Annotated in this window: 21 protein-coding genes; 1 reads left to right on the top strand and 20 read right to left on the bottom strand. The window is 30.7% G+C overall.

What is annotated here, in order from left to right:
* Positions 1 to 166: 166 nt before the first annotated feature.
* A complete protein-coding gene (locus O3802_RS02225) occupies positions 167 to 2,278 on the bottom strand; it encodes a DNA topoisomerase III (protein ID WP_371458108.1) in 2,112 nt (703 codons plus the stop codon).
* A 273-nt stretch (positions 2,279 to 2,551) separates the two neighbouring features.
* Here O3802_RS02225 and O3802_RS02220 point away from each other — a divergent pair, with 273 nt between their 5' ends.
* A complete protein-coding gene (locus O3802_RS02220; protein ID WP_371458107.1) occupies positions 2,552 to 3,004 on the top strand; it encodes a nucleoside 2-deoxyribosyltransferase in 453 nt (150 codons plus the stop codon).
* Positions 3,005 to 3,087: 83 nt separating this feature from the next.
* Here O3802_RS02220 and O3802_RS02215 read toward each other — a convergent pair whose 3' ends face one another.
* The 19 genes from O3802_RS02215 to O3802_RS02125 form a co-directional block, all read right to left on the bottom strand.
* Positions 3,088 to 4,443 (bottom strand): ATP-binding protein, encoded by a 1,356-nt coding sequence (locus tag O3802_RS02215; protein WP_371458106.1) that lies wholly within the window; start codon positions 4,441 to 4,443, stop codon positions 3,088 to 3,090.
* The gene (locus O3802_RS02210; RefSeq protein ID WP_371458105.1) at positions 4,440 to 5,093 is read right to left on the bottom strand and encodes a response regulator transcription factor; all 654 of its coding nucleotides are present in this window, start codon (positions 5,091 to 5,093) and stop codon (positions 4,440 to 4,442) included. Before O3802_RS02210 ends, O3802_RS02215 begins: the two co-directional genes overlap by 4 nt.
* Before the next feature lie 117 nt (positions 5,094 to 5,210).
* Positions 5,211 to 5,843, bottom strand: coding sequence for an ABC transporter ATP-binding protein (locus tag O3802_RS02205; RefSeq protein WP_371458104.1), 633 nt, complete (start codon positions 5,841 to 5,843; stop codon positions 5,211 to 5,213).
* Positions 5,844 to 5,859: 16 nt separating this feature from the next.
* Positions 5,860 to 7,140, bottom strand: coding sequence for an ABC transporter permease (locus O3802_RS02200; protein WP_371458103.1), 1,281 nt, complete (start codon positions 7,138 to 7,140; stop codon positions 5,860 to 5,862).
* Between the two features lie 46 nt (positions 7,141 to 7,186).
* Complete coding sequence (locus O3802_RS02195; RefSeq protein WP_004632128.1) at positions 7,187 to 8,572, bottom strand: ABC transporter permease; 1,386 nt, start codon at positions 8,570 to 8,572, stop codon at positions 7,187 to 7,189.
* A 123-nt stretch (positions 8,573 to 8,695) separates the two neighbouring features.
* On the bottom strand, positions 8,696 to 9,982 hold the full coding sequence (locus O3802_RS02190; protein ID WP_111743095.1) for an adenylosuccinate synthase: 1,287 nt from the start codon (positions 9,980 to 9,982) through the stop codon (positions 8,696 to 8,698).
* Positions 9,983 to 10,195: 213 nt separating this feature from the next.
* Positions 10,196 to 11,851, bottom strand: coding sequence for a formate--tetrahydrofolate ligase (locus O3802_RS02185; protein WP_371458102.1), 1,656 nt, complete (start codon positions 11,849 to 11,851; stop codon positions 10,196 to 10,198).
* Between the two features lie 107 nt (positions 11,852 to 11,958).
* Positions 11,959 to 13,263 carry an adenylosuccinate lyase gene (gene purB, locus O3802_RS02180; RefSeq protein ID WP_371458101.1) on the bottom strand — a complete coding sequence of 435 codons (1,305 nt, stop codon included), beginning with the start codon at positions 13,261 to 13,263 and terminating at the stop codon, positions 11,959 to 11,961.
* Positions 13,264 to 13,308: 45 nt separating this feature from the next.
* Positions 13,309 to 14,544, bottom strand: coding sequence for a phosphoribosylamine--glycine ligase (purD, locus tag O3802_RS02175; RefSeq protein WP_371458100.1), 1,236 nt, complete (start codon positions 14,542 to 14,544; stop codon positions 13,309 to 13,311).
* A complete protein-coding gene (gene purH / locus O3802_RS02170) occupies positions 14,544 to 16,064 on the bottom strand; it encodes a bifunctional phosphoribosylaminoimidazolecarboxamide formyltransferase/IMP cyclohydrolase (RefSeq protein ID WP_371458099.1) in 1,521 nt (506 codons plus the stop codon). Before purH ends, purD begins: the two co-directional genes overlap by 1 nt.
* Complete coding sequence (gene purN, locus O3802_RS02165; RefSeq protein WP_371458098.1) at positions 16,061 to 16,627, bottom strand: phosphoribosylglycinamide formyltransferase; 567 nt, start codon at positions 16,625 to 16,627, stop codon at positions 16,061 to 16,063. The genes purH and purN overlap by 4 nt, the downstream gene beginning before the upstream one ends.
* The gene (gene purM, locus O3802_RS02160; RefSeq protein ID WP_371458097.1) at positions 16,624 to 17,628 is read right to left on the bottom strand and encodes a phosphoribosylformylglycinamidine cyclo-ligase; all 1,005 of its coding nucleotides are present in this window, start codon (positions 17,626 to 17,628) and stop codon (positions 16,624 to 16,626) included. The genes purN and purM overlap by 4 nt, the downstream gene beginning before the upstream one ends.
* Entirely contained in the window at positions 17,621 to 19,078 is a 1,458-nt protein-coding gene (gene purF, locus O3802_RS02155) for an amidophosphoribosyltransferase (RefSeq protein WP_371458096.1), read from the bottom strand. Before purF ends, purM begins: the two co-directional genes overlap by 8 nt.
* A complete protein-coding gene (gene purC, locus O3802_RS02150) occupies positions 19,065 to 19,772 on the bottom strand; it encodes a phosphoribosylaminoimidazolesuccinocarboxamide synthase (RefSeq protein WP_004632146.1) in 708 nt (235 codons plus the stop codon). Before purC ends, purF begins: the two co-directional genes overlap by 14 nt.
* Position 19,773: 1 nt before the next feature.
* Positions 19,774 to 23,448 carry a phosphoribosylformylglycinamidine synthase gene (locus tag O3802_RS02145; protein ID WP_371458095.1) on the bottom strand — a complete coding sequence of 1,225 codons (3,675 nt, stop codon included), beginning with the start codon at positions 23,446 to 23,448 and terminating at the stop codon, positions 19,774 to 19,776.
* Positions 23,441 to 24,484, bottom strand: a complete 1,044-nt coding sequence (locus O3802_RS02140) for a 5-(carboxyamino)imidazole ribonucleotide synthase (protein ID WP_371458094.1) — start codon at positions 24,482 to 24,484, stop codon at positions 23,441 to 23,443. Before O3802_RS02140 ends, O3802_RS02145 begins: the two co-directional genes overlap by 8 nt.
* On the bottom strand, positions 24,481 to 24,957 hold the full coding sequence (purE, locus tag O3802_RS02135) for a 5-(carboxyamino)imidazole ribonucleotide mutase (RefSeq protein WP_371458093.1): 477 nt from the start codon (positions 24,955 to 24,957) through the stop codon (positions 24,481 to 24,483). The genes O3802_RS02140 and purE overlap by 4 nt, the downstream gene beginning before the upstream one ends.
* Before the next feature lie 235 nt (positions 24,958 to 25,192).
* Positions 25,193 to 25,708, bottom strand: coding sequence for a DNA alkylation repair protein (locus O3802_RS02130; protein ID WP_371458147.1), 516 nt, complete (start codon positions 25,706 to 25,708; stop codon positions 25,193 to 25,195).
* 136 nt (positions 25,709 to 25,844) lie between these two features.
* The gene (locus O3802_RS02125; RefSeq protein WP_371458092.1) at positions 25,845 to 26,657 is read right to left on the bottom strand and encodes an HAD family hydrolase; all 813 of its coding nucleotides are present in this window, start codon (positions 26,655 to 26,657) and stop codon (positions 25,845 to 25,847) included.
* Positions 26,658 to 26,761 lie beyond the last annotated feature (104 nt).

The following is a 26,761-nucleotide window of genomic DNA, read 5'->3' as shown; positions in this document are numbered from 1 at the left end:
TTTACCTCTCAGTCAAATTTTTTCATGATTAATTATAGCATAAACTCATACTAAACACTAGCTTTTAAAGAGAAAAATTCCATTTATAGCAACTTGAACTATACTCTTAGATTTGTTTTTTAACATCATAGTATAACATTAATTAAATTTGTATAAAATCAAATACTTATTTTAATTTAAGTCCTAATAGTTTATCACGTAAGGCATTATTTTCCAAACTTTCCTGCTTCATATATTTTTTCATATCAACACGACTCGCCTTATCTTTTTTATTATTTTTTATACGTTTATCTACTTCTTTTTGCTTTAATGAATTTCCGCATACACATCTATAAGTAGAGTTTTCTCCACTTCCGAATAAAGTCATCTTCTTATGACAATTATCACAGCGAAGATTTGTCAAACGACTTATTACTTTTCTATTTCTACAAGTAGGAGATGAACATTTTAACATCTTTGTTCCTTTTTTATCTACCTCAAGCATATAGCTTCCACACTCTTCACACTTTTTCCCGCTAATATTATCATGTTTAAACTTATCCTGACTATCTTTTATTTCTAAAATACATTCCCTCGTATAATCCTTAATATCTTTTAAAAACTTATCTTTTGATAGTTTGTTTTTAGCAATATTGTCTAATTGTTTTTCCCACGTTGCAGTAAGCGAAGGGCTTTTTAGATTTTTTGGTACTAAGTTTAACAGTTGCTTAGCTTTGTTTGTTGTTTTTATCCTACCGTTATCTAAAACCAAATAATCATTAGTAAATAATTTTTCTAGAATATCTGCACGAGTCGCTACTGTTCCTATACCATTAGTTTGTTTTAGAATTTTTCTTTCATTATCATCATCTACAAACTCAAAAGGATTTTCCATCGCATAAATTAAACTACCTTCTGTGTAATAACTCGGTGGTGTTGTTTGTTTTTTATTATACTGCAAACTATCCAAGCTAAATTCTTTAGTAGAAAAACTAATTTTTTTATCCTCAATCTCGCTTCTACTTAACTCTTTAAAACCAAGTTGAATTACTTTTGCACTTTTAGCGGTAAATACTTTATTATCTAATTTAAAACTATAACTTGTCTCTTCATATTTATAATCAGGTAGAAGGTTTTCAAGGAATCTTTTTACTACTAAATTATAAATCTTAAGCTCTGTATCAGATAAAGACATATAATTTGGCTTTTGCTCCGTTGGAATAATTGCATGATGATCACTTACTTTAGAATTATTTATAATTCTCTTCGTGTTAAAATCTTTTTCACGTAGTAGTTTAGCAGTTATTTCCTTATAATCACCACCAATAGCTCGTAAGCGATCAGCTAAAGTATTTTTCATATCAGTTGTCAAATATCTACTATCAGTACGAGGATATGTCAGTACTTTATGAGATTCGTATAAACGTTGAATAATATTAAGTGTCTGTTTTGGAGACAATCCAAATAATGTACTTGCTACTTGCTGGATATCAGTTAAATTATATAGTGGTTTCGGGATAGAAGTTTTAATCTTAACCTCTACCTTATCAAAATTAATAGTTTTATTTTTATTATCACTAACAAACTTTTCAGCTTTAGCAAAATTATACTCACTTTCTCCACAGTTAAATCTAATACCATCAACTACTGCTTCAAAAGTATAATACTCACGCGGTTTGAAATTCTTAATTTTTTCTTCACGTTCAAACACCATCTGCAATGTTGGAGTTTGAACACGACCACAATTTAATGACGCATTATACTTCAATGTTAACGCTCTTGAAGCATTAATTCCAACTAGCCAGTCAGCGTTAGCTCGGGCAACACCAGAGTAATAAAGTCCAAGATAATCATCACCAGCTTTAAGATTTTTGAATCCATCTTTTATAGCTTTATCTGTAACAGAAGAAATCCATAAACGTTTAACTTTCTTTTTGCAATTTGCTTTTTCAAGAATATAACGTGCAACAAGTTCTCCCTCACGTCCAGCATCTGTTGCTATAATAACTTCATTAACATCTTTTCTATTAACTGTAGTTTCTATTATTTTATATTGTTTAAAAGTTTTCTTTATAATCTCTGTTTTCATATACTTTGGAATCATTGGCAAATTTTCTAAACTTACATTGCTGAACTCCTTATATTTATCAGGAGTTTGCAGCGTTACCAAATGCCCTAATGCCCAAGTAACGATGTACTTATCTCCTTCTAGACAACCATTCTTGTTATTTTTTGCACCAAGATTTCTCGCTATATCACGAGCAACAGATGGTTTTTCACACAATACTACACTTTTCATTGTTATTCCTCACAAAATTTTGATAATTCAATTAAAATATTCATATTTTAGTATTTTTAAAATTTTCTCTATGTATATTTATTATAATGGAAATTTATTTAAATATCCAGTAGCCACCTGATTAAAAAATTTATATTTACTCTTATAAATATTAAATAATTAATTTAAAATCCATAAAACATATAATCATTATCAATATATAAAAACATTAATTGTAAAATTCAAATAAAAATATTATAATTTACTTATATTACTATTGGAGGTCTTTATTTTATGAAACTTTATTTAGCTGGAGCATTATTTAATGAGGGAGAAATTTCTCAACGTTTGAAAGAAGGTCGTTTATTAAAGGAACGTTTTGGAGAAAAATTATCAGTTTTTAATCCAATTGAACAACCGTTTAATGAAGATAAACAAACTTTACCTACTCCACAAGAAATTTTTCGTGGAGACACAGAAGCTATACATAACTGTGATATATTTTTAGTTGATATTACTAATGAAGATAGTGGCGTTATGGTTGAGTTAGGCTTAGCAATTGCCCTAAAAAAACGAATTATCGTCATCAATTCTGATATCCGTCTAAAATCTGCAAATAAATATGAAATTCCTAGTTATGCAATGAACCATTACGTTCTTGGTGGGATTTTAGAACACGGAAAACTTGTATATTCTTTTGATGAAGCATTAAAAGAATTAGAAGGACTATTTTGCTTAAGTAAATAGTCTTTCTACTACTGTAACAACATTATAATAAAAAACATCCTTAGCGTTAGTTTTACTATAACTAACCTTAAGGATGTTTTACTTTAAATATCATCTTTTTCTTTATTTTCTATTCTAATTTTAAATCTCATGCCTTGCTCATATGGTTTAAAGCTATATTCTAAATCATAACTTTCTAATATATTTTTTACAATATATAACCCTAGCCCCGTACCATTTTGCGGTTTATTAATTACTTGAGTATGATAAAAAATCTTGAATAAATTTTTTTGTGCTCCTTCACTTAATGGCTTACACGGATTATCTATATATAAATATTCTTCATCGTCATATATTTGAATACTGCTGCCTTCCGAAGAGTATTTAACTGCGTTACTAACAACATTAGATAATACTTTATCTAATGCCTGCTTACTCATAAGTATAGTTGTAGTATCTTTTACGCTATTATTTATCTTAATGTTCTTCACCAAATACATTTCTCTATATCTATCAATCATAATTTCAACAGCGTTCTTTATATTTAATATTTGTTTATTTTCAGTCCATTCTTGAAACTTAGAAGATTCTAAAATCTCTCCTAATAATATACTTAGACTATCAATCTTTAAAATAGTTTCAGATAAATATTTATTATGATCTTTATAAACACCCACATTATACTTCATATTTTCTAAAATAATTCTAATTCCTGTTAAAGGTGTTTTTAGTTCATGAGAAGCCGCTCTCAAAAACGCAACTTTTTGTTCTTGCAATTCGATAATATTTTTATTCTTTATTTCCAAATCATTTATAGTAGTTAACAATTTACTGTATACTTTATTAATTTGTGAACCTACTTCTCCCAATTCACCTTTATTCCCTTCGTCAAATCTAGCATCTAACTCCATATTTTGCATTTTTTTAGTGATTTTTGAAATATATAAAAGTGGCTCTGCCAGTCTCTTAGAATAAACATATGAAAATATAAAACTAAATATTAACGTTAATACAAGTGTATATGGAAGATACACCAATACAATGTCTATTGCCTCATCTATTAAATTAGTGCCTGAAATAAACTGTACTGATAAGTTTTTATTATCTTTTGTTTTTAGTGTTCTTTCCTCAATAATAATATATGTAGATTCATTATTTTTATTAATATTTAAATCCTTTACTATTTGTGAATCATCTTTAGGTGTTTCTTCCTTCAAATGTACAGAAATCCTCAAATTTTTTGAATATGATTCCAATAATAATGGAATCTCATCCGAATTTTTTTCTTCCAAATACTTTATTAAAATATCCGCACTCTCATTTATTTTATTTCTTTGATTCTCTGCATAAAAAATCGGAAAAGTAAAGTATACTATAGCATGAATAATAATTATAGCTGTACCTAAAATTCCTAATGTCTTGAAAAAATTTCTTGAAAAAATTCCCATATTTTTTATCATAATTGCAACTTATACCCCACATTTTTTACTGTAACTATACAATCCAGTTCTAATTTTTTTCTTAAATTTTTAATATAGACATCTATTACTCTATCATATGGTACATCATCACTATTATTCCATACATAATCTAATATTTGCTCTCTACTCATTACTTGATTAGAATGCTTCAGAAGAAATTTAAGTACATCTATCTCTTTTGGCTTCACATCCACCTCTACATTAGCATATACAGCCTTATAACTTGTAAAATCCACTATAGCTTCTCTATATTTCCAAATTTCATGATTACCATAATGTCTTTTTAATAAGGCGTTTACCCTTTTTGCTAATAAAGGAAGTGAAAAAGGTTTAGTTACATAATCATCCGCTTCTAAATCAAAACCTTTTAATTGAGATATTTCATCTTCCACAGCACTTAGGATAATAACTGGGATATTACTTTGTGCTCTTATTTCTTCTAGTACCTCATAGCCATTTTTTTCTGGCATCATTAAATCTAATATAATTAAATTAATTTCAATCTTTTCAAAAATCTCAATTGCTTCCACACCATTTCCAGCTGTAAAAACATTATATCCATATTCTTTTAAATATTCTTCTACTCCTGTTAGTATTGTTTGTTCATCATCTACTACTAATATATTCATCGTTATATTTTCCTTTGGTATTATTCTCATATTTAAGAATAACATGTTGATATATTTTTTTCAACACTATTAATTAATTGCTAACCTTAGTAAACTAAAATTAGCAATTAATATGTTTTATATTGTTTTTAATTTTTTATCCTGTAATTGTAATACAACGTCCGCTTCTCTTGCTAGTTGATTACTGTGAGTTACTACAATTACACATTTATTTCTTTTCTTCGCTGAATCTTTTAATATATTAATAATATCCTCAGCCGTTTTTTCATCTAAGTTACCAGTAGGTTCATCTGCTAATATTATTGGTGCTTCTGAAACAAGAGCCCTGGCGATAGCAACACGTTGTTGCTGCCCTCCTGAAAGTTTCATAATATTTCTTTTTATTTGTTCTTCTTCTAATCCTAATTGTAATAAAATATCTTTATTCGCTTTTGAAGATACTAATTTTAAATTTTCTAACGGTGTTAAATAATCAATTAAGTTGTAATTTTGAAAAACTAATGATATTTGGTGACTTCTATGGTAATTATATCCTTTCTCACTAATATCTTGATTATTAAACAAAATTTCTCCACTAGTAGGTGTATCTAATCCTGCAAGTAGCGATAATAGTGTAGATTTACCTGCCCCAGATTTACCTACTATTGCATAAAATTTTCCTTCTTCAAATTCAACATTCAAATTTCTTAAAACTTTTTCTTTTCTGTTTTCATATGAATAACTAACATTTTTAATTTTTAAAATTGACATATACTTTGTTCCTCTCTTAGCTCATTTTTGATAAAATTTCTTTTGGCTTCATTCTTAATGTTATTAAAGATGTTATTACAATAGAACACACTATTATTAAGAATAATATAGCTGATACTGTTAGAACATATCCTAACTCTACTTTTACATTTAAAATTTGTTGGGAAATTGCTTCTGGTAAATTATCTACCCCTAGCTTATCTATAGCATTTTTTACTCCATATTTTAAAATAACATTTTCTAAAACACTAGATAAGATTATGCTAAACACAGCGATATATACTAATTCTATTATCTGTTGCAATATAATTTTTGTTTTTGAAGTTCCTATAGATAATAATATCCCTATTTCGTGTAATCTTTCTCTTAGCCAAAATATTAGAACTAATGATAAAATTATCACACTTGCTATAATACTTCCTATTTTTACTATATCTATTATCTTTTCTATACTTTGTAAAGAAGCGATAACTGTTTGGAAATTTTTATTAGATTTTACTACTTCTGTATCTTCTATTGCTAGATTTTCTGCTGATTTGGCAACATCTTCTAACTTCTCTGGATTTTTTACAAAGTAATCTACAGACGTAACCTTTTTATCACTTTCAGAATATCCCATTAATTCTTGACTTGATTTGTAATCTGTATAAACTGTGTTTTCTATGAAATCTGAACTCAATCCTTGAAATTCATTATTCTTTGTTCCTGAATAAATACCTACTACTTCATAGTCTTTGTTAGTAGTCTTTTGTTCAGAACTATTTGCTTTTTCTAATTTTATTTTACTTCCAATATCAAGATTATTTAATTTTGCAAATTCTTCATGAACCAGTACTTTATTACGATCTTCAGGACCTATATGTCTTCCTTTTTTCAATTTCAATACTTCGCTTTTAAAGTCTGAATTATCTGCAGTATTAGTATTTGCATTTAACATAACTAAATTGTTTTTATTTGTTTTCTCGTCTAAAATAAGATTATTTTGTCCCTCAACAACCTTACTCCCTAAAAGATTAACAGGTGTTGCAAATTGATAATTTGCCCCTTTTATATCAGGTAAGTTTGTAATTTTATCCAATTTTTTCACAGATATTTCTTTATCAGTTTTTGATAAATTTTTAACAGTAAATCCGAAATTAGAGCTCTCATATATCTTGTTTGAAATACCCTTTACAGTATGATTTAAAATATTACTACTTAATAATACCGTTGATATAATTGTAAGTAGCATAAACATAATTATACTTCTAACCTTTTTTCTAGTTATATATAGATAGGCTCTTTTAAAAGTTGTCATAGCTATTACTCCTTTCTTTTACCATTTACTCATCTACAAAGTATAACTAGTTAATATTTTGTAACAATTCTTTTGGTTTTTTGTAAATTAATCGAATTGATGTAATACAAATCGCTATTACAATTACCGCTAATCCTATTCCTACAACACTCATCATATCTGTAAGGTTTACACTTACATCTAATGATGTTATCATTTTACTCGCTCCTTCTACCTCTGCATTAGCTCCTAGATTTAGACCTTTTGTTTGATTAGCAACACTCTCTGTAACAGATTTTATAGATTGTGATAAAATTTGATTTCCTATACTTTGACTTACTGCTTTACCTATAAAGTATGAAACGATAAAACTTGGAATACTGATTATAACTAACTCTAAAATAAATTGTCCTACTATTTTCGCCTTAGAAACTCCTAGAGCAAGGTTAACACCAATCTCTTTTCTTCTACCATTAATCCATAGGAATAATATTAGAGATAATATAATAATACTGAATGCTACTGTTCCTATAAATACTCCATTAGTAATACCATATATAGAATCAAGTGATTTTTGTAATACTGGGAAGTTTTGATTACTTTTCACTAGTTCAAATAATTTCCAGTTAATAGGTAACTTCTTAGCTTCTGCTATAACTTTATCTACATTATCTTTACCATCTACTAAAAATATAGCATCTTGATAAATTTCTTTTCCATCTTCGTAATTATATAAAGTCTTAGTCGTTGTTGTATCTGCTATAAATATATTATCATACAACTCCATGTGACTAGATGTATTTCCTTTGTTTTGACCTGTGAATATACCTACAATAGTTACTTCTGTTTCTTTATCAGATTTTTTCTCATTATCGGCATCATTCGGATTACCTTTTAATTTAATTTTGTCCCCTAATTTTAAATTATTCTTTTTAGCGAAACCTTCATGTATTAAAACGCTATTTTTATCAGAATCTCGTAAATGTCTTCCTTCTTTTAATTTTAATGTTTCTGCAGAAAATCTATCATCTAGTGAAGAGTCGTTAGTTCCACTTACAATTACTGTTTTACTAAATTTCTTTTTGTTTTCTGATTTGTTTTCTTCTAATCTGTGATTAGCTAATTTCAATGGTTCTAATCCAATTAAATCAGCTGACACATTCATTCTTTTTATGTATTTTTTTATACCTGGTATATTTTTAATTTGTTCAATATCCTTACCAACGAGGTTACCAGCACCCCTTGCTGTTCCAGGATTTGTTCTTCTATTTATTTCCATAGAAAAACTACTTGTTATATTTTGGAATGTTTCTTTCGATACCTTATCTGTTGATTTCTTTATAGATATTGTACTTAAAATCATTGTAGACATACTTACTAAAATAAGAAATATGATTAATGTCTTCAATATCTTTCTTGTAATATAAAACCATGCTTTTTTTAATATTGACATACATGTTCACCTCATAAATTATTTTTTTGCTGATTTTAATATAACAAAGCAAAATGAATTGTAAATGAAATAGAGAGAACAAATTAAATTTTTATAATTTGTTCTCTCTATAATTTATTTATACTATTTCCATAAATCTTCTAATAAGTGTGTTTGTGTTCTATCTGGTCCAGTAGAAAAAATAGAAATCTTAACTCCAACCAACTCTTCTATTTTACTTAGATAATTACGTGCATTTTCTGGTAATTCTTCTAAAGTAGTTACTCCTGTAATGTCTTCATCGAATCCAGGAAGTGTTTCATAAATTGGTTTACATTCTTTTATAATATTTTCACTAGCTGGATATTCTGTTAGTATTTCACCTTTATAATCATAAGCTGTACAAATTTTAATTTCTTTTAGACCACTCAATACATCTAAACAGTTAACCGAAAGATTAGTCATACCTGATACACGCGCAGAGTGACGCATTACTACTGTATCAAACCACCCAATACGACGTGGTCGTTTTGTAACAGTTCCATATTCATGACCTACTTCACGAATAGTATCACCAATTTCGTCGAATAACTCCGTTGGGAATGGGCCATCTCCTACACGAGAAGTGTAAGCTTTACTAATTCCTAAAACTTTAAGGCCATTTGTTGGGACAAATCCATTACCAACAGTAATTCCCCCAGCACTAGGATTTGATGATGTAACATATGGGTATGTACCATGATCAATATCTAACATAACCCCTTGTGCACCTTCAAATAGTATATTTTTATTCATTTTATGTGCATCTTCTAAAACTTTTGATGTATCTGTTACATATTCAGAAAGTTGTTTTCCATATTCAAAGTATTCATTGAATATTTCCTCAACAGTAAATCCTTCAACACCATAAATTTTCTCAAATACTTCATTTTTTTCAACTAGATTTTGTTCTAATTTTTTCTTAAATAACTCTGCATCTAATAAATCTGCTACACGGACACCACAACGTTTATATTTATCAACGTAAGTGGGGCCTATACCTTTTTTAGTAGTTCCTATCTTATTTTCTCCACGTCGTGCTTCTTCTACCTCATCAAGTTTTAAGTGATATGGTAAAACAATGTGCGCTCTATTAGATATTCTTAATCCTTTACAAGTAACTCCGCTTTCTTTTAATCGATCAATTTCACCACATAACCATTTCGGATCAACTACTAATCCATTACCGATTATTGATAATTTATCTTCATTAAAAATTCCTGATGGAATTAATTGAAGTTTATATGTTTTACCGTCAAATTTAATTGTATGTCCTGCGTTATTACCTCCTTGATAACGCGCAATAACATCAGCTTTTTCTGCTAAGAAATCGGTAATTTTACCTTTTCCTTCATCTCCCCATTGTGATCCAACTACTACTATTGTAGACATAAATTACCCTCCTGTAAAAGTAAGATTTATTTAATTATATTTTTATTTATTCAAGCAAAAAATTATTATGTTTCTTTGATTATTCGGTTAAAACACAAGTTACTTTATTATTCCTACTCAAACATATTCATTATAACATATTTTACACTGGTTTTGTATATTTTTATGTTAAAAATTCGTAAAAAAAGAAACCTTTCGGCTTCTTTTATAATTTTAGAATATCCCTAAAATTGTTTCTGTTTCTTCATCAATATCGATATTTAATGCACTAGGTACTTTAGGAAGACCCGGCATCGTTAAGACTTTGTTAGCATAAGCAACTACAAAACCTGCACCACTGCGAAGTTTAACATCGTTGATCGTAATTTTGAATCCTGTAGGACGGCCTTTTATTTTTGCATTATCAGTTAATGACGCTGGTGTTTTAGCCATACAAACTGGTAAACTACCAAAACCTAATTTTTCTATTCTAGCGATTTCTCCTTTAACTTCATCAGTTAGATTTACACCATCTGCTCCATACATTTCTCGACAGATTATTTCTATTTTTTCTGCAATTGGTGTTTCATCACTATAAAGAAGTTGTAAATCTTCTTCATTGTTATCTATTGCACGAATTACTTTTTCTGCAAGGTCAAGTCCGCCTGCACCACCATGTTCCCAAACTTCTGTTCTTGAAAGTTCAACACCTTGGTTAGCCGCCCACTCTTCTAAAAATGCTAATTCTTTTTCAGTATCTGTTACAAAAACATTTAAAGCAACTACAACTGGCAGATTATACTTTTTCATATTTTCTACATGTTTTTCTAAGTTGGCAACACCAGCTGCAAGTGCTTCTATATTCTCTTCTTTAAGATCCTTTTCCTCGATATTACCATGAAGTTTTAAAGCTTTTACTGTTGCTACTACTACTGCTGCTTTTGGTTTTAATTCAGCTTTACGGCATTTGATATTTAAGAATTTTTCTGCACCAAGGTCTGCACCAAATCCTGCTTCAGTTATCACATAATCAGCATATTTTAAAGCAGTTTTTGTTGCTAAAATTGAGTTGCATCCATGAGCAATATTTGCAAACGGCCCCCCATGAATGATAGCTGGATTATTTTCTAAAGTTTGAACTATATTAGGTTTAATAGCATCTTTCAATAAAGAAGTTATAACACCTTCAATTTTTAAATCTTTCAGATAAATAGGTTCACCTTTTGAGTTATAAGCGACAAGAATATTACGAAGTTTTTCTTTTAAATCAGCTATTCCTTCTGATAAACATAGAATTGCCATGATTTCACTAGCAACCGTAATATCAAAACCATCTTCTCGTTCTAACTCTGTTCCTGCATTTACTTTAATGTGACGTAAATCACGTGCATTCATATCCATAACACGATTGAACACAATTTTATCAATATCAAGTTCGTTGCCTTGGAAAACATGGTTATTTACTAAAACAGCAATGGCATTATGAGCTGTTGTAATTGCATGCATATCTCCAGTAAAATGTAAATTAATTTCTTCCATAGGTACTACTTGAGCATACCCACCACCTGCAGCACCACCTTTGCGACCGAGTACTGGGCCTAATGATGGTTCACGAAGTGCTACACAAGATTTTTTCCCAAGTTTGTTTAGAGCATCTGATAACCCAATAGTTACTGTTGATTTCCCCTCACCACTTGATGTTGGATTAATTGCAGTTACTAAAATTAATTTAGCATCTTCTTTTATATCATGCTTAATATTTTTTGTTTGAATTTTTGCTTTATAATTTCCATAAAGAATTAAATCTTCTTCTCTTAAACCTAATTTTGCAGCAACTTCTGCAATATGTTTTTTCTCACATTCATTTGAAATTTGAAAATCTGACTTCATATTTTACCTCATTGTAGCGAAAGTTGCTAGGTAGTTCCTATATATCTTTCGCTTTTCTACTTTTATAATTCTCTGTATAAAACTTTTCAATCTATATATCACTTATTTTAATCTTCTAAACCTGGAATACGTTTATAAATCTTATCAATATTAACCAAATGTACTTCTAGTGCAAAGCAGCTATCTAGTACTTCTTTAGAAACAGTGTTTTTAATAACTTCGTTTTCCTCTAAAAGTTGTCTAAATGGTATACCTTCGAACCAAGATTTCATGGCAAGTGGTTGAACTAAATCGTATGCTTCTTCACGAGAAAAATCATATTTTTCTATTAAATTACTCATTGTTCTTTGAGCAAAGATAACACCATTAGTCGCATAAATATTTTTAATCATATTATCAGTAAATACTGTTAAGTTTTTAACAACATTTGTAAATCTATTCAACATATAATCTAGTAATGTTGTTGCATCACTACTTAAAATACGTTCTGCACTTGAGTGAGAAATATCACGCTCATGCCAAAGTGGAATATTTTCATACGAAGCTAACATATATCCACGCATAATTCTTGCACATCCCGCCATATTTTCACTTGATATTGGATTACGTTTATGAGGCATCGCACTTGAACCTTTTTGATTTTTTGAGAAAAATTCTTCTGCTTCGCGAACCTCTGTACGCTGTAAGTGACGAATTTCTACACCAATTTTTTCAATAGAACTTGCTATTAAAGCCAATGTTGAATAATAATCGGCATGACGATCACGTTGTAATGTTTGTGTTGAAATGTTACTTGACTGAATTCCTAATTTTTCACACACATAATCTTGAACTTCAGGTGGAGTGTTAGAGAATGTTCCAACTGCTCCAGAAATTTTACCTACTTCTATTATTTTTCTAACTGCTTTAAAGCGCTCAATATGACGGTTGAATTCATCATAATATAAAGCAAATTTCAATCCGAAACTACTGATATCAGCATGTACCCCATGAGTACGGCCGATACATGGTGTAAATTTATATTCTAAAGCTTTTTCTTTTAATACCTCTTGGAATTTTAGTAAATCTTCCATGATGATATCGTTAGCTTGTTTGTATAAATAACCATATGCTGTATCAACAACATCAGTCGAAGTAAGCCCATAATGAACCCATTTTTTTTCTTCTCCCAAATAACTAGACACATTACGAGTAAACGCAACAATATCATGTTTAGTTTCTTTTTCTAATTCTAAGATTCCTTCTAAATCGAACTTAGCATTTTCAAATAATTTTTTTACATCATTTTCTGGAACAACTCCTAGTTTACTCCATGCTTCAGTTGCAAAAAGTTCTACTTCTAAATATGCTTTAAAACGATTTTCATCACTGAAAATACTACGCATAGGTTCTCTACTATATCTTTCTATCATTAAAGTATCTCCTAGATTTTATATTTTTACTTCATTTACATAATATTATAATGAATGGTGACCTATATCTTTACGGAAAAACAAGTCATCACATCCTATTTTTCCTATTTCATTATATACTTTTTCACGTGCAGCTTGCAAGTTTTCACCACTTGCACAAACTAATAAGACGCGTCCTCCATTTATTACAATACTACCATCTACTTGTTTTGTTCCCATGTGAAATACCGGTGTTGTTAATTTTTCTAAACCATTAATAACTGCACCTTTTTCACTTTTTTCTGGATAACCTTTCGCAGCCATAACAACTCCAATAAATGCATCCTTATTCCATTTCAACACAACATCCTTACCATCGATGATATTGTTAGAAATTTCATATAAACTGCTCTCTAGTTTTAATAGCAAGACTTCGCTCTCTGGATCTCCAAAACGAACATTAAACTCAATAGTTTTAACACCATCAGCACACTTCATAAGACCAGCATAAAGTATTCCATAAAATGGCATCCCCTCACTGCTCATTGCATCTACCATCGGTTGCACTACCTTCTCCAGACCTTCATTTACATCATCTTGTGTAATCTTTTTAAGTGGACAATATGCTCCCATTCCCCCTGTGTTTAATCCTTCATCATTATCAAAAGCACGCTTGTGATCTTGAGCAATTTCCATTGGATAAACTTTTCTATCGGAAACAAAGCACATTAGAGAAAATTCTTCTCCAGATAGAAACTCTTCTATTACGACATTTACCCCAGCTGCAGCGAATTTAGAATTACACATCATTTCTTTAAGTTCATATTGAGCTTCTTCTAAGGTTTCAGCTATGATTACCCCTTTACCTGCAGCAAGTCCGTCAGCTTTCAAAACGATTGGAGCTTTTTGCTGAGATAAATATTCACTTGCTTTTTCATAGTCGCTAAAACTTTCATGTTTAGCTGTAGGAATATTATATTTTTCCATCATCATTTTAGAAAATACTTTGCTTCCTTCTAATTGTGCTGCTTTTTTACTTGGTCCAAAAGCACGAATACCTTTTTCTTGGAGTTTATCAACCAAACCATTTACCAACGGTACTTCTGGTCCAACAAAAACTAAATCAATATTATTTTCTAATGCATAATTTGGGATATCATCTTCTTTGATGTCAATACAAGTCCCAAATTTTTCAACTGCTGGATTAATACCAACCATATAAACTTCGTGTCCTTCTTGGTTAAACTTGTAAGCGATAGCGTGCTCTCTTCCACCTGCACCCACTACTAATACTTTTGCCATTAGTGTTTAAAGTGGCGTATTTTGCTAAAAAGCATCGCCATACCTTTCTCATTACAAGCATCTATACTTTCCTGATCGCGTATTGAACCACCAGGTTGTACGATTGCTGCAATATTATATTCTGCTGCTAAATCAGCGCTATCTCGCATTGGGAAGAAGGCATCTGAAGCAAGAACTGCACCATCTGCAAGAGCACCAGCCTGTTCAAGAGCTATTTTACATGAACCTACTCGATTCATTTGGCCGGCTCCTATTCCTAATGTCTGACCATTTTTAACTACAACAATTGCATTTGATTTGACATGTTTAACTACTTTAAGACCAAATTCTAAGTCCGACATTTGTTCTTTAGTTGGCTGTTTATCTGTAACAACTTCATAACTTTCTGCTAGCTCTGAATTGAAATCTTGGACCAAGATTCCCCCACGAACACTTTTTATTTGTTGTTCATGATTATTATTTTTATCACCAAGTTTGTAAATACGTAGATTTTTTTTCTTAGTTAGTATTTCTAGCGCTTCATCATCATAATCAACTGCTAAAATAATTTCTAAGAAAATACTATGCATTTTTTCTGCGGTAGCTTTATCTACAACGCCATTAATCGCAACAATCCCTCCAAAGATAGATACAGGATCCGCATCATAAGCGCGTGAATATGCTTCAAAAACATCTTTTCCTATTGCAACACCACATGGGTTCATATGTTTTACAGCAACACATGCAATCTCATCAAACTCTGCAAGAATATCTAATGCAGCAGAAGCATCTTGAATGTTATTGTAAGACATTTCTTTCCCGTGCAGTTGTACTGCATTTTGTAAAGCATAGCTTTCATTATTATCTTGTACATAGTGATACGCTTTTTGATGAGGATTTTCTCCGTAGCGTAAAGTATCTTCTAACGTATAAGATAATGTTAATTTTTCAGGGATCAAGTTATCAGCTTTATTAAAGTAATTTGCAATAGCTGCATCATAACTTGCAGTAGTATTAAACACTTTAATAGCTAATGAACGACGTGTCGCAAGAGTAATTCCACCATTTTCTAATTCATTTAGTATACGGTCATAATCTCGAATATCAGTTACAACCGTTACATCATTAAAGTTTTTCGCAGCACTACGCAACATACTCGGTCCACCGATATCAATATTTTCTATAATTTCTTCTTCGCTTACTCCTTCTTTTTTAACAGTAGCTTCAAATGGATATAAATTAACACATACTAAATCAATGTATTCTATATTATTTTCTGCTACATGTTTATTATGAAGTTCATTTCCACGTTTTGAAAGTAATCCACCATGGATTTTAGGATGAAGTGTTTTTACACGACCTTCCAAAATTTCTGGAAAGTGCGTAACATCCTCAATACTAATACAGGCTACACCATTATTTTTCAAATAAGTAAAAGTCCCACCTGTACTGATAATTTCAAATCCATACTTTTCTAATCCTTTTGCAAATTCTACAATATTTGTTTTATCACTTACACTTATTAAAGCTCTTTTCGTCATAGTGCCTCCTCAACTAATTTTAAAATAACATTTGGATAAAGTTCATGTTCTAATTCATGAATCCTTGTGGTAACTTCTTCTAGAGTTTCACCATCTTTCACTGTTAATGATTTTTGAGCAATAACTTCTCCACCATCTAACTCCTCATTAACATAATGAATACTAATTCCTATTTCACGTTCCTGCGCTTTATATGCTTGTTCAATCGCATCTTTACCTTTATATTTGGGTAAAAGAGAAGGATGAAGATTTAAGATTGTTTTTTTGTAATTTTCCAGAAAATACGGAGAAATAATTCTCATATAACCAGCTAAGAAAATATAATCTAAATCTTTAACTTGCTCCAAAATAGCTGCTTCATAATCTTGTTTTGATCCAAAATCTTTTGTTGAAAAAACATAAGTATTTATGTTACGATCTTGCGCCTTTTTTATTACAGCTGCATTTGATTTATCACAAACTAGAAGTGCAATATCCATTTTTTCTTTAAGTCTATTATCATCTGCAATTTTCTCAAAATTACTTCCGGTTCCAGATGCAAATATTGCTACTTGTTTCTTCATATTATTTCAATTCCACTTTCATTTACTACTTCACCTAGAACAAATCCATCATCTAACAATGATAAAGTTTTTTCTACATCTTCTTTATTAACAACAAGTGCCATTCCTACACCCATGTTAAAGATATTGTACATTTCTGCTTCATCGATATTTCCTTTTTCTTGTAAGTACTTAAATATTTCTGGTACTTCATATGAATCTTTATTAATTTTCATGCCTAAACCTTCTTTTAGACAACGTGGTAAGTTTTCATGGAATCCTCCACCAGTTATATGAGCAATTCCTGCAACTTTCACTTCTTTTAGCACTTTTAATACTTCTTTAACATAAATTTTTGTCGGTGTTAATAAAGTTTTTCCTATTGTACTATCACCAAACTTTTCATCAAGACTAATATTATTATCACGAATAATTTTTCTTACTAATGAGAATCCATTTGAATGAACACCAGTCGAAGGAAGTCCGATAACTACTTGTCCAGCTTTAGTATTTTCTGGACTTAATAAATCTTCTTTTTCAGCTGCTCCAACACTAAATCCTGCAATATCATATTCTCCATCATCATAAAATCCAGCCATCTCTGCTGTCTCTCCACCAACAATGGCACACCCTGCTTGAACACAACCTTCTGCTACACCCTCAACAATCTGTTCTACTTGTTCAGGATAATTTTTTCCAACAGCTAAATAATCTAAGAAAAATAGTGGTTGAGCTCCTTGAGCAAGAATATCATTAACGCACATTGCTACAACATCAATCCCAATTGTGTTATGAATATCAAGCTCAAAAGCTAGTTTTAATTTAGTTCCTACACCATCGGTACCGCTAATTAAAACAGGATTTTTGAAATTATAACTGCTTAAGTCAAATGCACCACCGAATCCTCCAATTGCAGACATCATCCCTAAATTTTTAGTACGTGCTACATGTTTTTTAATAAGTTCTACTGATTTATATCCAGCCTCTAAACTTACTCCACTTTCTTCGTATTTTTTACTCATTATTTTTACCCCTTTCTTGCAAAAATTTCTTTTGGATATTCGTCATTGATTTTAAATAATCTTCTTCATAATCATATAGTCCAGCAGAATAATCACCATTGAAACAATCCATACAAAGACCTGTGTATGGCGCATCATAATCCAAACCTATAGATTCAATTAAACCATCTTCACTCAAATACCCTAATGAATCTGCACCAATTATTTCACAAATCTCATCTTGTGTCTTATTAGCAGCGATTAATTCCTCTGTTGTGGAAATATCTATACCATAAAAACTTGGGAAAATCAAAGGTGGTGCCGAAATTCTCACATGAACTTCACGTGCCCCAGCTTCTTTCAAAAGTTGAACTATACGCTTACTAGTCGTTCCACGAACGATAGAATCATCAACTAGAACAATGCTTTTACCACTAACAACACCTTTAACAGCAGATAATTTCATTCTTACACCTTGTTCACGCAACTCTTGCGTAGGTTGAATAAATGTACGTGCAACATACTGATTTTTTATAAGTCCCATTTCGTATGGCAATCCACTTTCTTCTGCATATCCACTCGCAGCTGATAGTGATGAGTTAGGTACACCAATTACCATATCTGCATCAGGTGCTGGTTGTTCAATAGCAAGACGACGTCCTGTTCTTTTACGCGCAGTATGGACGTTAACTCCAGCAATATTAGAGTCAGGTCGTGCAAAATATACGTATTCCATAGCTGCTATTGCAACTTTTGTGTCCTCTGTATATTTTTCAATACGAATACCCTTATCATCTATAATAACTAGCTCTCCTGCACCAACATTACATACAAACTCCGCTCCTACTACATCAATAGCGCATGTTTCACTAGCAGCAACGTATGCACCATTTTTCATTTTACCGATAGCAAGTGGACGCAAGCTATTCGGATCAACAGCACCATACATAGTATCTTTTGTTAATACTAAGTAGGTAAAACCACCTTTAATTTTACAAAGGGCATCTTTAAGTTGTGCTTTAAATTCCTTTTCCTTACTTCGTCGAATTAGATGAATAAGTACCTCTGTATCAGAAGAAGAATGGAAAATTGCTCCATCTTGTTCTAATTCACGACGTAGTGTCTTTGCATTAATAAGGTTTCCGTTATGACATATTCCAACACTCATATCATAAAAATGAAATAAAAATGGTTGAATATTTTGGATATTATTGCTACCTGACGTTGCGTAACGAACATGCCCAATGGCACTACTCCCTAGTAGTTTTTCTAACTTTTTCTTATCACGGAAAACCTCAGATATTAATCCCAGATCTCTATATCCACGTAATACTTGTTTATCATTAGAGACTATTCCTCCACCTTCTTGTCCACGATGTTGCAAGCTATGTAACCCAAAATATGTAACATTACTTGCTTCGGGATGTCCCCAAATTCCAAACACTCCACATTCTTCGTTAAGCCCTCGCATCTTCTAATCTCCTTAAAACTTCTTCGTAAGCTTCCATTACAGAACCTAAATCACGTCTAAATCTATCTTTATCTAATTTCTCATTTGTATCTTTATCCCAAAGTCGGCATGTATCTGGAGAAATTTCATCAGCTAAAATGATTTTACCATTTTTATCTTTTCCAAATTCAATTTTGAAATCTACTAATACTAAGTTTGCTTTTAAATATAATTTTTGAAGTAAAGAATTAATTTTTAAAGCTTGCTCACGTATATTCGCAAGTTCTTCTTCTGTTACTATTTCTAATGCCACAGCGTGGTCATCATTAATAAGAGGATCATTCAAATCATCATTTTTATAGCTAAGTTCAAAAACAGGTTTTGCTAATTTTTTTCCTTCTTCTATACCATACTTTTTAGCCATTGAACCTGCTACTATGTTTCTTACAATAACTTCTAACGGAATTATCGTAACATGTTTACAAAGTTGGTCTGTTTCATTAATTTTTTTTATAAAATGTGTTTCAACACCTTCTTTTTCTAAATACTCAAAGATTAAAGAAGTAATTGTATTGTTAAAAATTCCTTTATGTTCAAATTCTTCTTTTTTCACTCCATTAAATGCTGTCGCACTATTTTTATAATGAACATAAATTTCATCTTTATTTTCACATTCGAATAATTGTTTTGCTTTTCCTTCATATAGTAATTTCATTTTATTTTTCCCCTTTGAAATAATTTACACCATTTTTAAATATATCTTGTTTGACTTTTATTGTATTTGTTTTATATAAACTTTCTCCAAAACGCTCACTGTGTCCCATCTTACCAAGGATAAGTCCATCTTCACTTATTAAACCTTCTGTTGCTAAGTAAGATCCATTAGGGTTAAATCTACCATTTAATGTTGCATTTCCATTAAAATCACAGTATTGGAAAGCAATTAAGTGTTTGAATTTGTCTATATTAAGACCAACTACTTTTCCTTCTCCATGACTAAATACCACTTCGTGTTCAGTTCCGATTGTAAAATCTTGTAACCAAGGTGAATTTGCATTTGCTACACGAGTAAATGCTGTTGTTGAAATATGTTCATAACTATCATTTCGGTATAACGTAAGGTCATCCTCATTCAATTCACGTATTTCTCCATAAGGAAGTAATCCTGATTTAAGCAATGCCTGGAATCCATTACAGATTCCTAATATAAGTTTTTTCTCAGCTAAATGTTTGTGAATAGCATTTTTTACTTTTTCATTTTTTAAGAAGTTAACAATATACTTAGCACTTCCGTCTGGTTCATCGCCACTAGAAAATCCACCTGGAAACATAATGATATGAGATTCTTTTACTGCATTTACAAACTCTTCTATTGATTCATTAATATCATTTTCTCGAGTATTTCTGATTACTACTGTCGTAGGAGTTGCTCCTGCTTCAATAAATGCTTTCTCACTATCATACTCACAGTTCGTACCAGGGAAGACAGGTATAACTACTTTTACATCCTCTACATATTCTGGATAATATTCTCGTCCTTTATTTTCTGTGTGAAGATTTTCTACAGTTCCTTTATCTTCGTTTTGATACATCGGATAAATATCATTTAGAGTAGCTGTATAAGCTTCATATATATCGTTATGTGTAAATAATTCATTATTAATAATGATTCTGCTGCTTACTTTACCAATAAGTTCAAATGGTAATTTTTCTTTTGCTTCTACTACTAATGATGCTGGATCAAAGTTTAAAATATTTTCTTTTTCTACTTCAAATCCCAAATCATTACCTAACGACATTTTTACTAGAGAAGCGGCTAAGCTACCTTCTTCTTGAACATATGCTGAAACTACTTTACCTTCTTTAATATATTTATGAACAAGTTCATAATTTTCTAAAGTAGCTGCAATATCTGGATATCCTTTTTCATCTTTTACTACTGGCACATAATAAAGTTTGTTGCCAACTTCTTTCAACTCTGGAGTTATAACATCATTTATTTTTACAGGCACGCAGGCAAATGAAATTAGTGTTTCTACAACATTAAGATCATTGAAAGTTCCTGACATACTATCTTTTCCGCCAATACTTGGGCGACCAATTTCACGTTGAGCATAAATACTTCCTAATAAACTTTGAGTAACTTTACCCCATTTAGAACTATCTTTACCAAGTTTTTCGAAATACTCTTGGAATGAGAAGTAAAGACTTTCTCGTGTACCACCGACTGCATAAACTTTAGCTACTGATTCTAACACTGCGTAGATAGAAGATAAAAATGGTGAATAGTATGAAATTTTCGGAATAAATCCATATGTAAGGATCGTTGCCGTATCGCTTGTTGAGTGCAATGTTGGTAATGCTTGAACACTTGCTTGAACAGGTGTAAGTTTATGGCGACCTGCAAACGGCATAAGAACTGTTGAAGCTCCAATTGAAGAGTCGAATTTTGAAGCTAATCCTTTTTGGCAAGTTACATTTAATTCTCCAAGTTCTTTTAACACAGCTTCTCTAGAAAATTCTTTATCTGTAAATAGATTTTCAGCTTTATTATCCACTAATGTTGCTTTAGTATGTTGTCTTACCCCACTTGTTTCTAAGAAATCTGCACTCATATCTACTACTTTTTCATCATTGTAGTACATTTCTAAGCGACGACGGTCTGTTACAGTCGCAACATGTGCATACTCAATATTTTCTTTTTCACATTCACGAACAAATGCATCATAATCTTTTTTGTCAATCGCAACAGACATTCTCTCTTGCGATTCACTAGTAGCAAGTTCCGTTGCATTAAGTCCTTTATATTTTGTTAGAACTTTATCAAGGTGAATTTCAATACCGTCTGATAACTCTCCGATAGAAACACAAACTCCGCCAGCACCAAAGTCATTACATTTTTTAATAAGTCTAGTAACTTCTGGTTTTCTAAACAACCTTTGTAATTTTCTTTCTTCAGGAGCATTACCTTTCTGTACTTGACTTGACATAGTTTCTAAAGAATCATTTGTGTGCTCAACACTTGAACCACTTGCGCCTTGGATACCATCACGACCAGTACGACCACCAATCATTACAACAATATCACCAGCGACTAAAGTTTCACGTTTATAATCTCCTTCTTTTACAGCTCCTACAACAGCTCCAACTTCCATATGTTTAGCAACATAACTATCATCATAAATTTCACGAACAAACGTTGTTGCTAAACCAATTTGATTCCCATACGATGAGTTACCATGCGCTGTTCCTTTTGCTATCTCTACCTGTGGAAGTTTATGCGCTAAAGTATCTTCACGTTTTTGGAGAATATTTCCGCTTCCAGAGATACGCATAGCTTGATATACATAACTACGTCCTGATAGTGGATCTCGAATAGCTCCTCCTATACAAGTACTTGCTCCACCAAATGGTTCAATTTCACTTGGATGATTATGTGTTTCGTTTTTAAACTGAATTAACCAACGTTCTTCTTTACCTTTATTTTGAATAGTTGTAAAGAATGAACATGCATTAATTTCTTCACTTACTTCGATATTTTCATCATTTAATATACCAACATGATATTTACCAATAATACTTGCCATATCCATAAGTGTTAATGGTTTATCTTCACGATTAAGCTCTCCACGAACTTTTAGATAGTAATCAAACGCATCTTGCATTTCCTTTTTGAAAAGTTCAGACTCAATATTAATTTCATCAAGAACAGTTTCAAATGTTGTATGACGGCAGTGATCACTCCAATAACAATCAAGAACATAAATCTCAGTTTCAGTTGGAACACGTCCTTCTGTTTTAAAATAACTTTGAATAAATTCTAAATCTTCTATATTCATCGCTAGAGAAAACTCTTTTTTTACAGCTTCTAACTGCAAGTGAGAATATTCCAAAAATCCATCAAGTTTTTTAAGAGGTTTAGGTTCAGAATTTAGTGAAAATTCTAATACTGATAAATCCTTAACTCGTGCTTCAATTGGATTTACTAGATAATTTTCCACTAATTTCAATTCATCAGAATTTAATTTTTTATCAAAAATAACTAGCTTACCACTTCTAACAGTTGCTTCGCTTTTCGCATTAAGCAACTTTATACACTGAGTCGCACTATCAGCTCTTTGATCGTATTGAGCAGGGAGCACTTCATATGCGAAATATTTTCCTTCTTCTAAATCAATACTCTCAAAAACTTCATCAACAACGACTTCAGAAAATACCGAAGTTTTAGCTAGTTTATAAGTTTCTTCATCAATATTATAAATATCATAAATAACATACACCTGAACATTATCTAAATCTAGATTATACTCTAGATTTAGCGTATTTTTCAGCTGTAATTCTTCCTTATTATATCCTTGACGCTTTTTAATAAAAATTCTTTTGTTACTCATCGTATCCTCCTAAATGTACATCACCATAAAAGTTAATATGACCTATTTTTCTATTTTCACGAGCTTCCTTTTCATAAAAATGTAAGTAGCCTTGTTTTTTAGTAATTAGATTTTTAAAATAATCTTCATCCTGACCTAGTATATTGTATAAAGTCGTCTCACGGTTTTCAATCTTACCAACTCTTAAGCCACATATAGCTTCCACATGTGCTCTAAACTGACTTTTAGTTGCACTTTGCATCGTTATATGTCCAGAGTTATGAACACGGGGAGCAATTTCATTGAAAATTACTTTCCCATTACTTATAAAAAATTCAACAGTAAGTACACCGTAATATTCGATATTATCTAGTATTTTTTTTGTATATTCTATTGCAAGACTTTCTTGTTCTATTGTGGCTGACGTTGGAACTTTCGAACGATATAAAATATTATTACGATGTTCATTTTCAACAACAGCAATAATTTGAACTTCGTACTTATCTTTAACGGCAACAACCGATATTTCTTTATCAAGCTTTATAAGTTCTTCTAATATAGTTTGTTTTTCTATTTCTTCCTTCTTAGAAATTTTTTTCTGTCCCTTACCGTCATAACCAAAGCGTAAAGTTTTCATCAAATACACTTTATCTATCTCAACATCAGTATTATCTTCTATATGAATATAATCAACAGTTGGTATTTCCAAACTTCTCGCAAATTCTTTTTCATAATACCTATGTTGAGTAATACGCAATACTTCCGAACTTTGAACGAAATTATATTTTTTTTCTAATTTACTTAGTGCATCAGCATCAATGTTTTCGAACTCAAAAGTAATAACATCACTATGCTTACATAGTTCCTCTACTTTTTCGAAATCATCAAAATTTGCTTTAATAAATACATCGCTAAAAATTTTGGCGCAACACATATCACTTGGATCTAAAATAGCAATCTTGTACCCCATCTCTTTTGCACTCATAGCAAGCATTCGCCCAAGTTGTCCACCACCAATTATTCCTATTGTTTTTCCTGGTAAAATTATTTTTATCATATCTTCATCTCTTCCAATACTATACGTTCTTGTTCTTTTTTGAAATCTAAATATTTCTGTTCATAATTTTCATTCGTCATTCCCAAAATTGATAGTGCGCTAATTGCTGCATTTTTAGCACCAGCGACTCCTATTGCCATAGTAAGAACAGGAACTCCTGCAGGCATCTGTACTATTGAGTATAGAGAATCTACTCCACTAAGAGTACTAGACTTAATAGGTACTCCTATTACAGGTAATGTTGTCATTGAAGCTACCATACCTGGTAAATGAGCCGCACCTCCTGCAGCAGCTATTATAAGAGAATAACCATTTTTTCTAGCATTTTTAGAAAACTCTACTAGAAGATCTGGTGTTCTATGAGCACTAACTACTTTTTTGTCATAAGGGATTTCAAATTGCTCTAAAAGATTACACGTTTCAACCATAGTAGTATAATCCGAATTTGAACCCATTATTACCGCTACTTTCATACATTTAACTCCTTTTCAAAGCGAATAGTTCGTTTTTTAAACTATTTATTTTTAATTTTTGTTTTAACGTCCGTTTATATTTCCATTATACTCCTTAACCAGCATTTAATCAAGTATTTATATGAATTATCTTCACATATATTTTTGTTATGCACTCTTCGGTAAAATAAGAGTAAATAAAAAACAGTAAACTTTTAAAATCTACTGTTTTGATTACTTCTGGTTTAAATATATATTATTGTTTTTCCTTAATAAATTTATTTGCCAACATATACACTTGATTAATTTCTTTATTTTCCAACTTCCAAGTATTCAATTCATCTTTAATTAATTCTGGAAACTTTTTGCTTATATCCCTTAGTGCATTCCCCACTGATTTTCTTACATATTCACTCTTATCCTCTTTTAAATTCGCTATTCTTCTGATAGCCTCTTTGGGATTTTCTTTAAAGTATGGTCTACTTGTCCATATTCTTAAACCTTCCGTTACTGCTCTTCTTGTATTAGGATTATCATGATTTAGCCATTCATCAATAACAGTAAGTGTTTTTTCATACCCTATTGATTTACAAAATTCGTCAAACGACTTAGCTAATACTTCCTGAGCCCTCCAATTATCATCTTTAGAAACTTCTTCTCTCATAAATGTCAAAATTTCTTTATCTGTAAACAAATAACCAAAAAGGAATACACCGTACATTCTCACTTGATAAACTTCAGAATGATATGCTAGAAAAGCTAATTCTTTTATATATTCAATACTATTTGATTTATAATCATTTATCGCTTTTTTTCTTGCTCTTTGAAGCCATTTTTTATTATAGAAAATTCTTTTTCTAAGTTTTTAATGTACTTATTCATTTTAGTCCTCCACTATCTACATCATACTAAATATTTTTTATATACTTATCAATCGCATATGCAACTCCATCATCATTATTAGATTTAGTAATAAAGTCCGCATATTTTTTCACATCGTCTGTAGCATTTTCCATAACTACTATATGCCCAACACTTTGAAACATTGGTATATCATTTTGACCATCTCCAAAAGCTGCTAGTTCATTCTTCTCCAATTTTTCAAGTTTTTGTATGTATTCAATACCCTTTGATTTCTTTGCATTAATATGAGTAATTTCTAAATAACCACTTAAAGATTTTTGAATAGTTAACTGTTCTTTAGAATAGTTTTCTTCTACATAATCTATCAATTTTTTAAAAACTTCTTCGTCATGCTCAATAAATGATACTTTATAAATTGTTTTATTTGTATTTTCAAAATAATTTTTAAAATTTACAATCTTGTAACCTACTTTTACTATATTATATTCTCTTTTTATGCCCATAGTTTCTAAATCTGTATTCCAGTATAATTCATCATAGAGACTAATACCAATATTTTCAAACTTATTTCTTATATCTAATACCAATCTTCTTGCTAAATTATACTCCAATGGTACACTATGTAATATTGTATTTTTTTTATTATTTTTCTCAAAAATCAAGCCGCCATTAAATGCAACATGAATTCCATCAATACCAAGATTATTTATTATTTCTTCCATTTTTTGTGGAGAACGAGCTGATACTAAAGTAAATGGCAATCCACTTTCCTTTATTGTTTTTATCGTAAATTCGCTCATTTGTCCGTTACTATTCAAAACAGTCCCATCCATATCAGAAAACAAATGTTTAATCATACAAATACCTCCATAACTACTTACAATTATATTTTAATATTATACTAATATTTTTCCAAGTTTTTTAGTAATATTCAAAATATTGTTCTTATTTCTATATTCAG

Source organism: Gemella sp. 27098_8_92, assembly GCF_041433685.1.
GTDB lineage: Bacteria > Bacillota > Bacilli > Staphylococcales > Gemellaceae > Gemella.
Note: the sequence above shows the minus strand (reverse complement) of the source record. Positions and strands in the feature narration are given on the sequence as shown.

What these genes read in the sequence shown, in the direction of transcription:
- O3802_RS02225 (WP_371458108.1), bottom strand. Translation starts at nt 2,278, where the DNA reads ATGAAAAGTGTAGTATTGTGTGAAAAACCATCTGTTGCTCGTGATATA.
- O3802_RS02220 (WP_371458107.1), top strand. Translation starts at nt 2,552, where the DNA reads ATGAAACTTTATTTAGCTGGAGCATTATTTAATGAGGGAGAAATTTCT.
- O3802_RS02215 (WP_371458106.1), bottom strand. Translation starts at nt 4,443, where the DNA reads ATGATAAAAAATATGGGAATTTTTTCAAGAAATTTTTTCAAGACATTA.
- O3802_RS02210 (WP_371458105.1), bottom strand. Translation starts at nt 5,093, where the DNA reads ATGAATATATTAGTAGTAGATGATGAACAAACAATACTAACAGGAGTA.
- O3802_RS02205 (WP_371458104.1), bottom strand. Translation starts at nt 5,843, where the DNA reads ATGTCAATTTTAAAAATTAAAAATGTTAGTTATTCATATGAAAACAGA.
- O3802_RS02200 (WP_371458103.1), bottom strand. Translation starts at nt 7,140, where the DNA reads ATGACAACTTTTAAAAGAGCCTATCTATATATAACTAGAAAAAAGGTT.
- O3802_RS02195 (WP_004632128.1), bottom strand. Translation starts at nt 8,572, where the DNA reads ATGTCAATATTAAAAAAAGCATGGTTTTATATTACAAGAAAGATATTG.
- O3802_RS02190 (WP_111743095.1), bottom strand. Translation starts at nt 9,982, where the DNA reads ATGTCTACAATAGTAGTAGTTGGATCACAATGGGGAGATGAAGGAAAA.
- O3802_RS02185 (WP_371458102.1), bottom strand. Translation starts at nt 11,851, where the DNA reads ATGAAGTCAGATTTTCAAATTTCAAATGAATGTGAGAAAAAACATATT.
- purB (WP_371458101.1), bottom strand. Translation starts at nt 13,263, where the DNA reads ATGATAGAAAGATATAGTAGAGAACCTATGCGTAGTATTTTCAGTGAT.
- purD (WP_371458100.1), bottom strand. Translation starts at nt 14,544, where the DNA reads ATGGCAAAAGTATTAGTAGTGGGTGCAGGTGGAAGAGAGCACGCTATC.
- purH (WP_371458099.1), bottom strand. Translation starts at nt 16,064, where the DNA reads ATGACGAAAAGAGCTTTAATAAGTGTAAGTGATAAAACAAATATTGTA.
- purN (WP_371458098.1), bottom strand. Translation starts at nt 16,627, where the DNA reads ATGAAGAAACAAGTAGCAATATTTGCATCTGGAACCGGAAGTAATTTT.
- purM (WP_371458097.1), bottom strand. Translation starts at nt 17,628, where the DNA reads ATGAGTAAAAAATACGAAGAAAGTGGAGTAAGTTTAGAGGCTGGATAT.
- purF (WP_371458096.1), bottom strand. Translation starts at nt 19,078, where the DNA reads ATGCGAGGGCTTAACGAAGAATGTGGAGTGTTTGGAATTTGGGGACAT.
- purC (WP_004632146.1), bottom strand. Translation starts at nt 19,772, where the DNA reads ATGAAATTACTATATGAAGGAAAAGCAAAACAATTATTCGAATGTGAA.
- O3802_RS02145 (WP_371458095.1), bottom strand. Translation starts at nt 23,448, where the DNA reads ATGAGTAACAAAAGAATTTTTATTAAAAAGCGTCAAGGATATAATAAG.
- O3802_RS02140 (WP_371458094.1), bottom strand. Translation starts at nt 24,484, where the DNA reads ATGATAAAAATAATTTTACCAGGAAAAACAATAGGAATAATTGGTGGT.
- purE (WP_371458093.1), bottom strand. Translation starts at nt 24,957, where the DNA reads ATGAAAGTAGCGGTAATAATGGGTTCAAATTCGGATTATACTACTATG.
- O3802_RS02125 (WP_371458092.1), bottom strand. Translation starts at nt 26,657, where the DNA reads ATGATTAAACATTTGTTTTCTGATATGGATGGGACTGTTTTGAATAGT.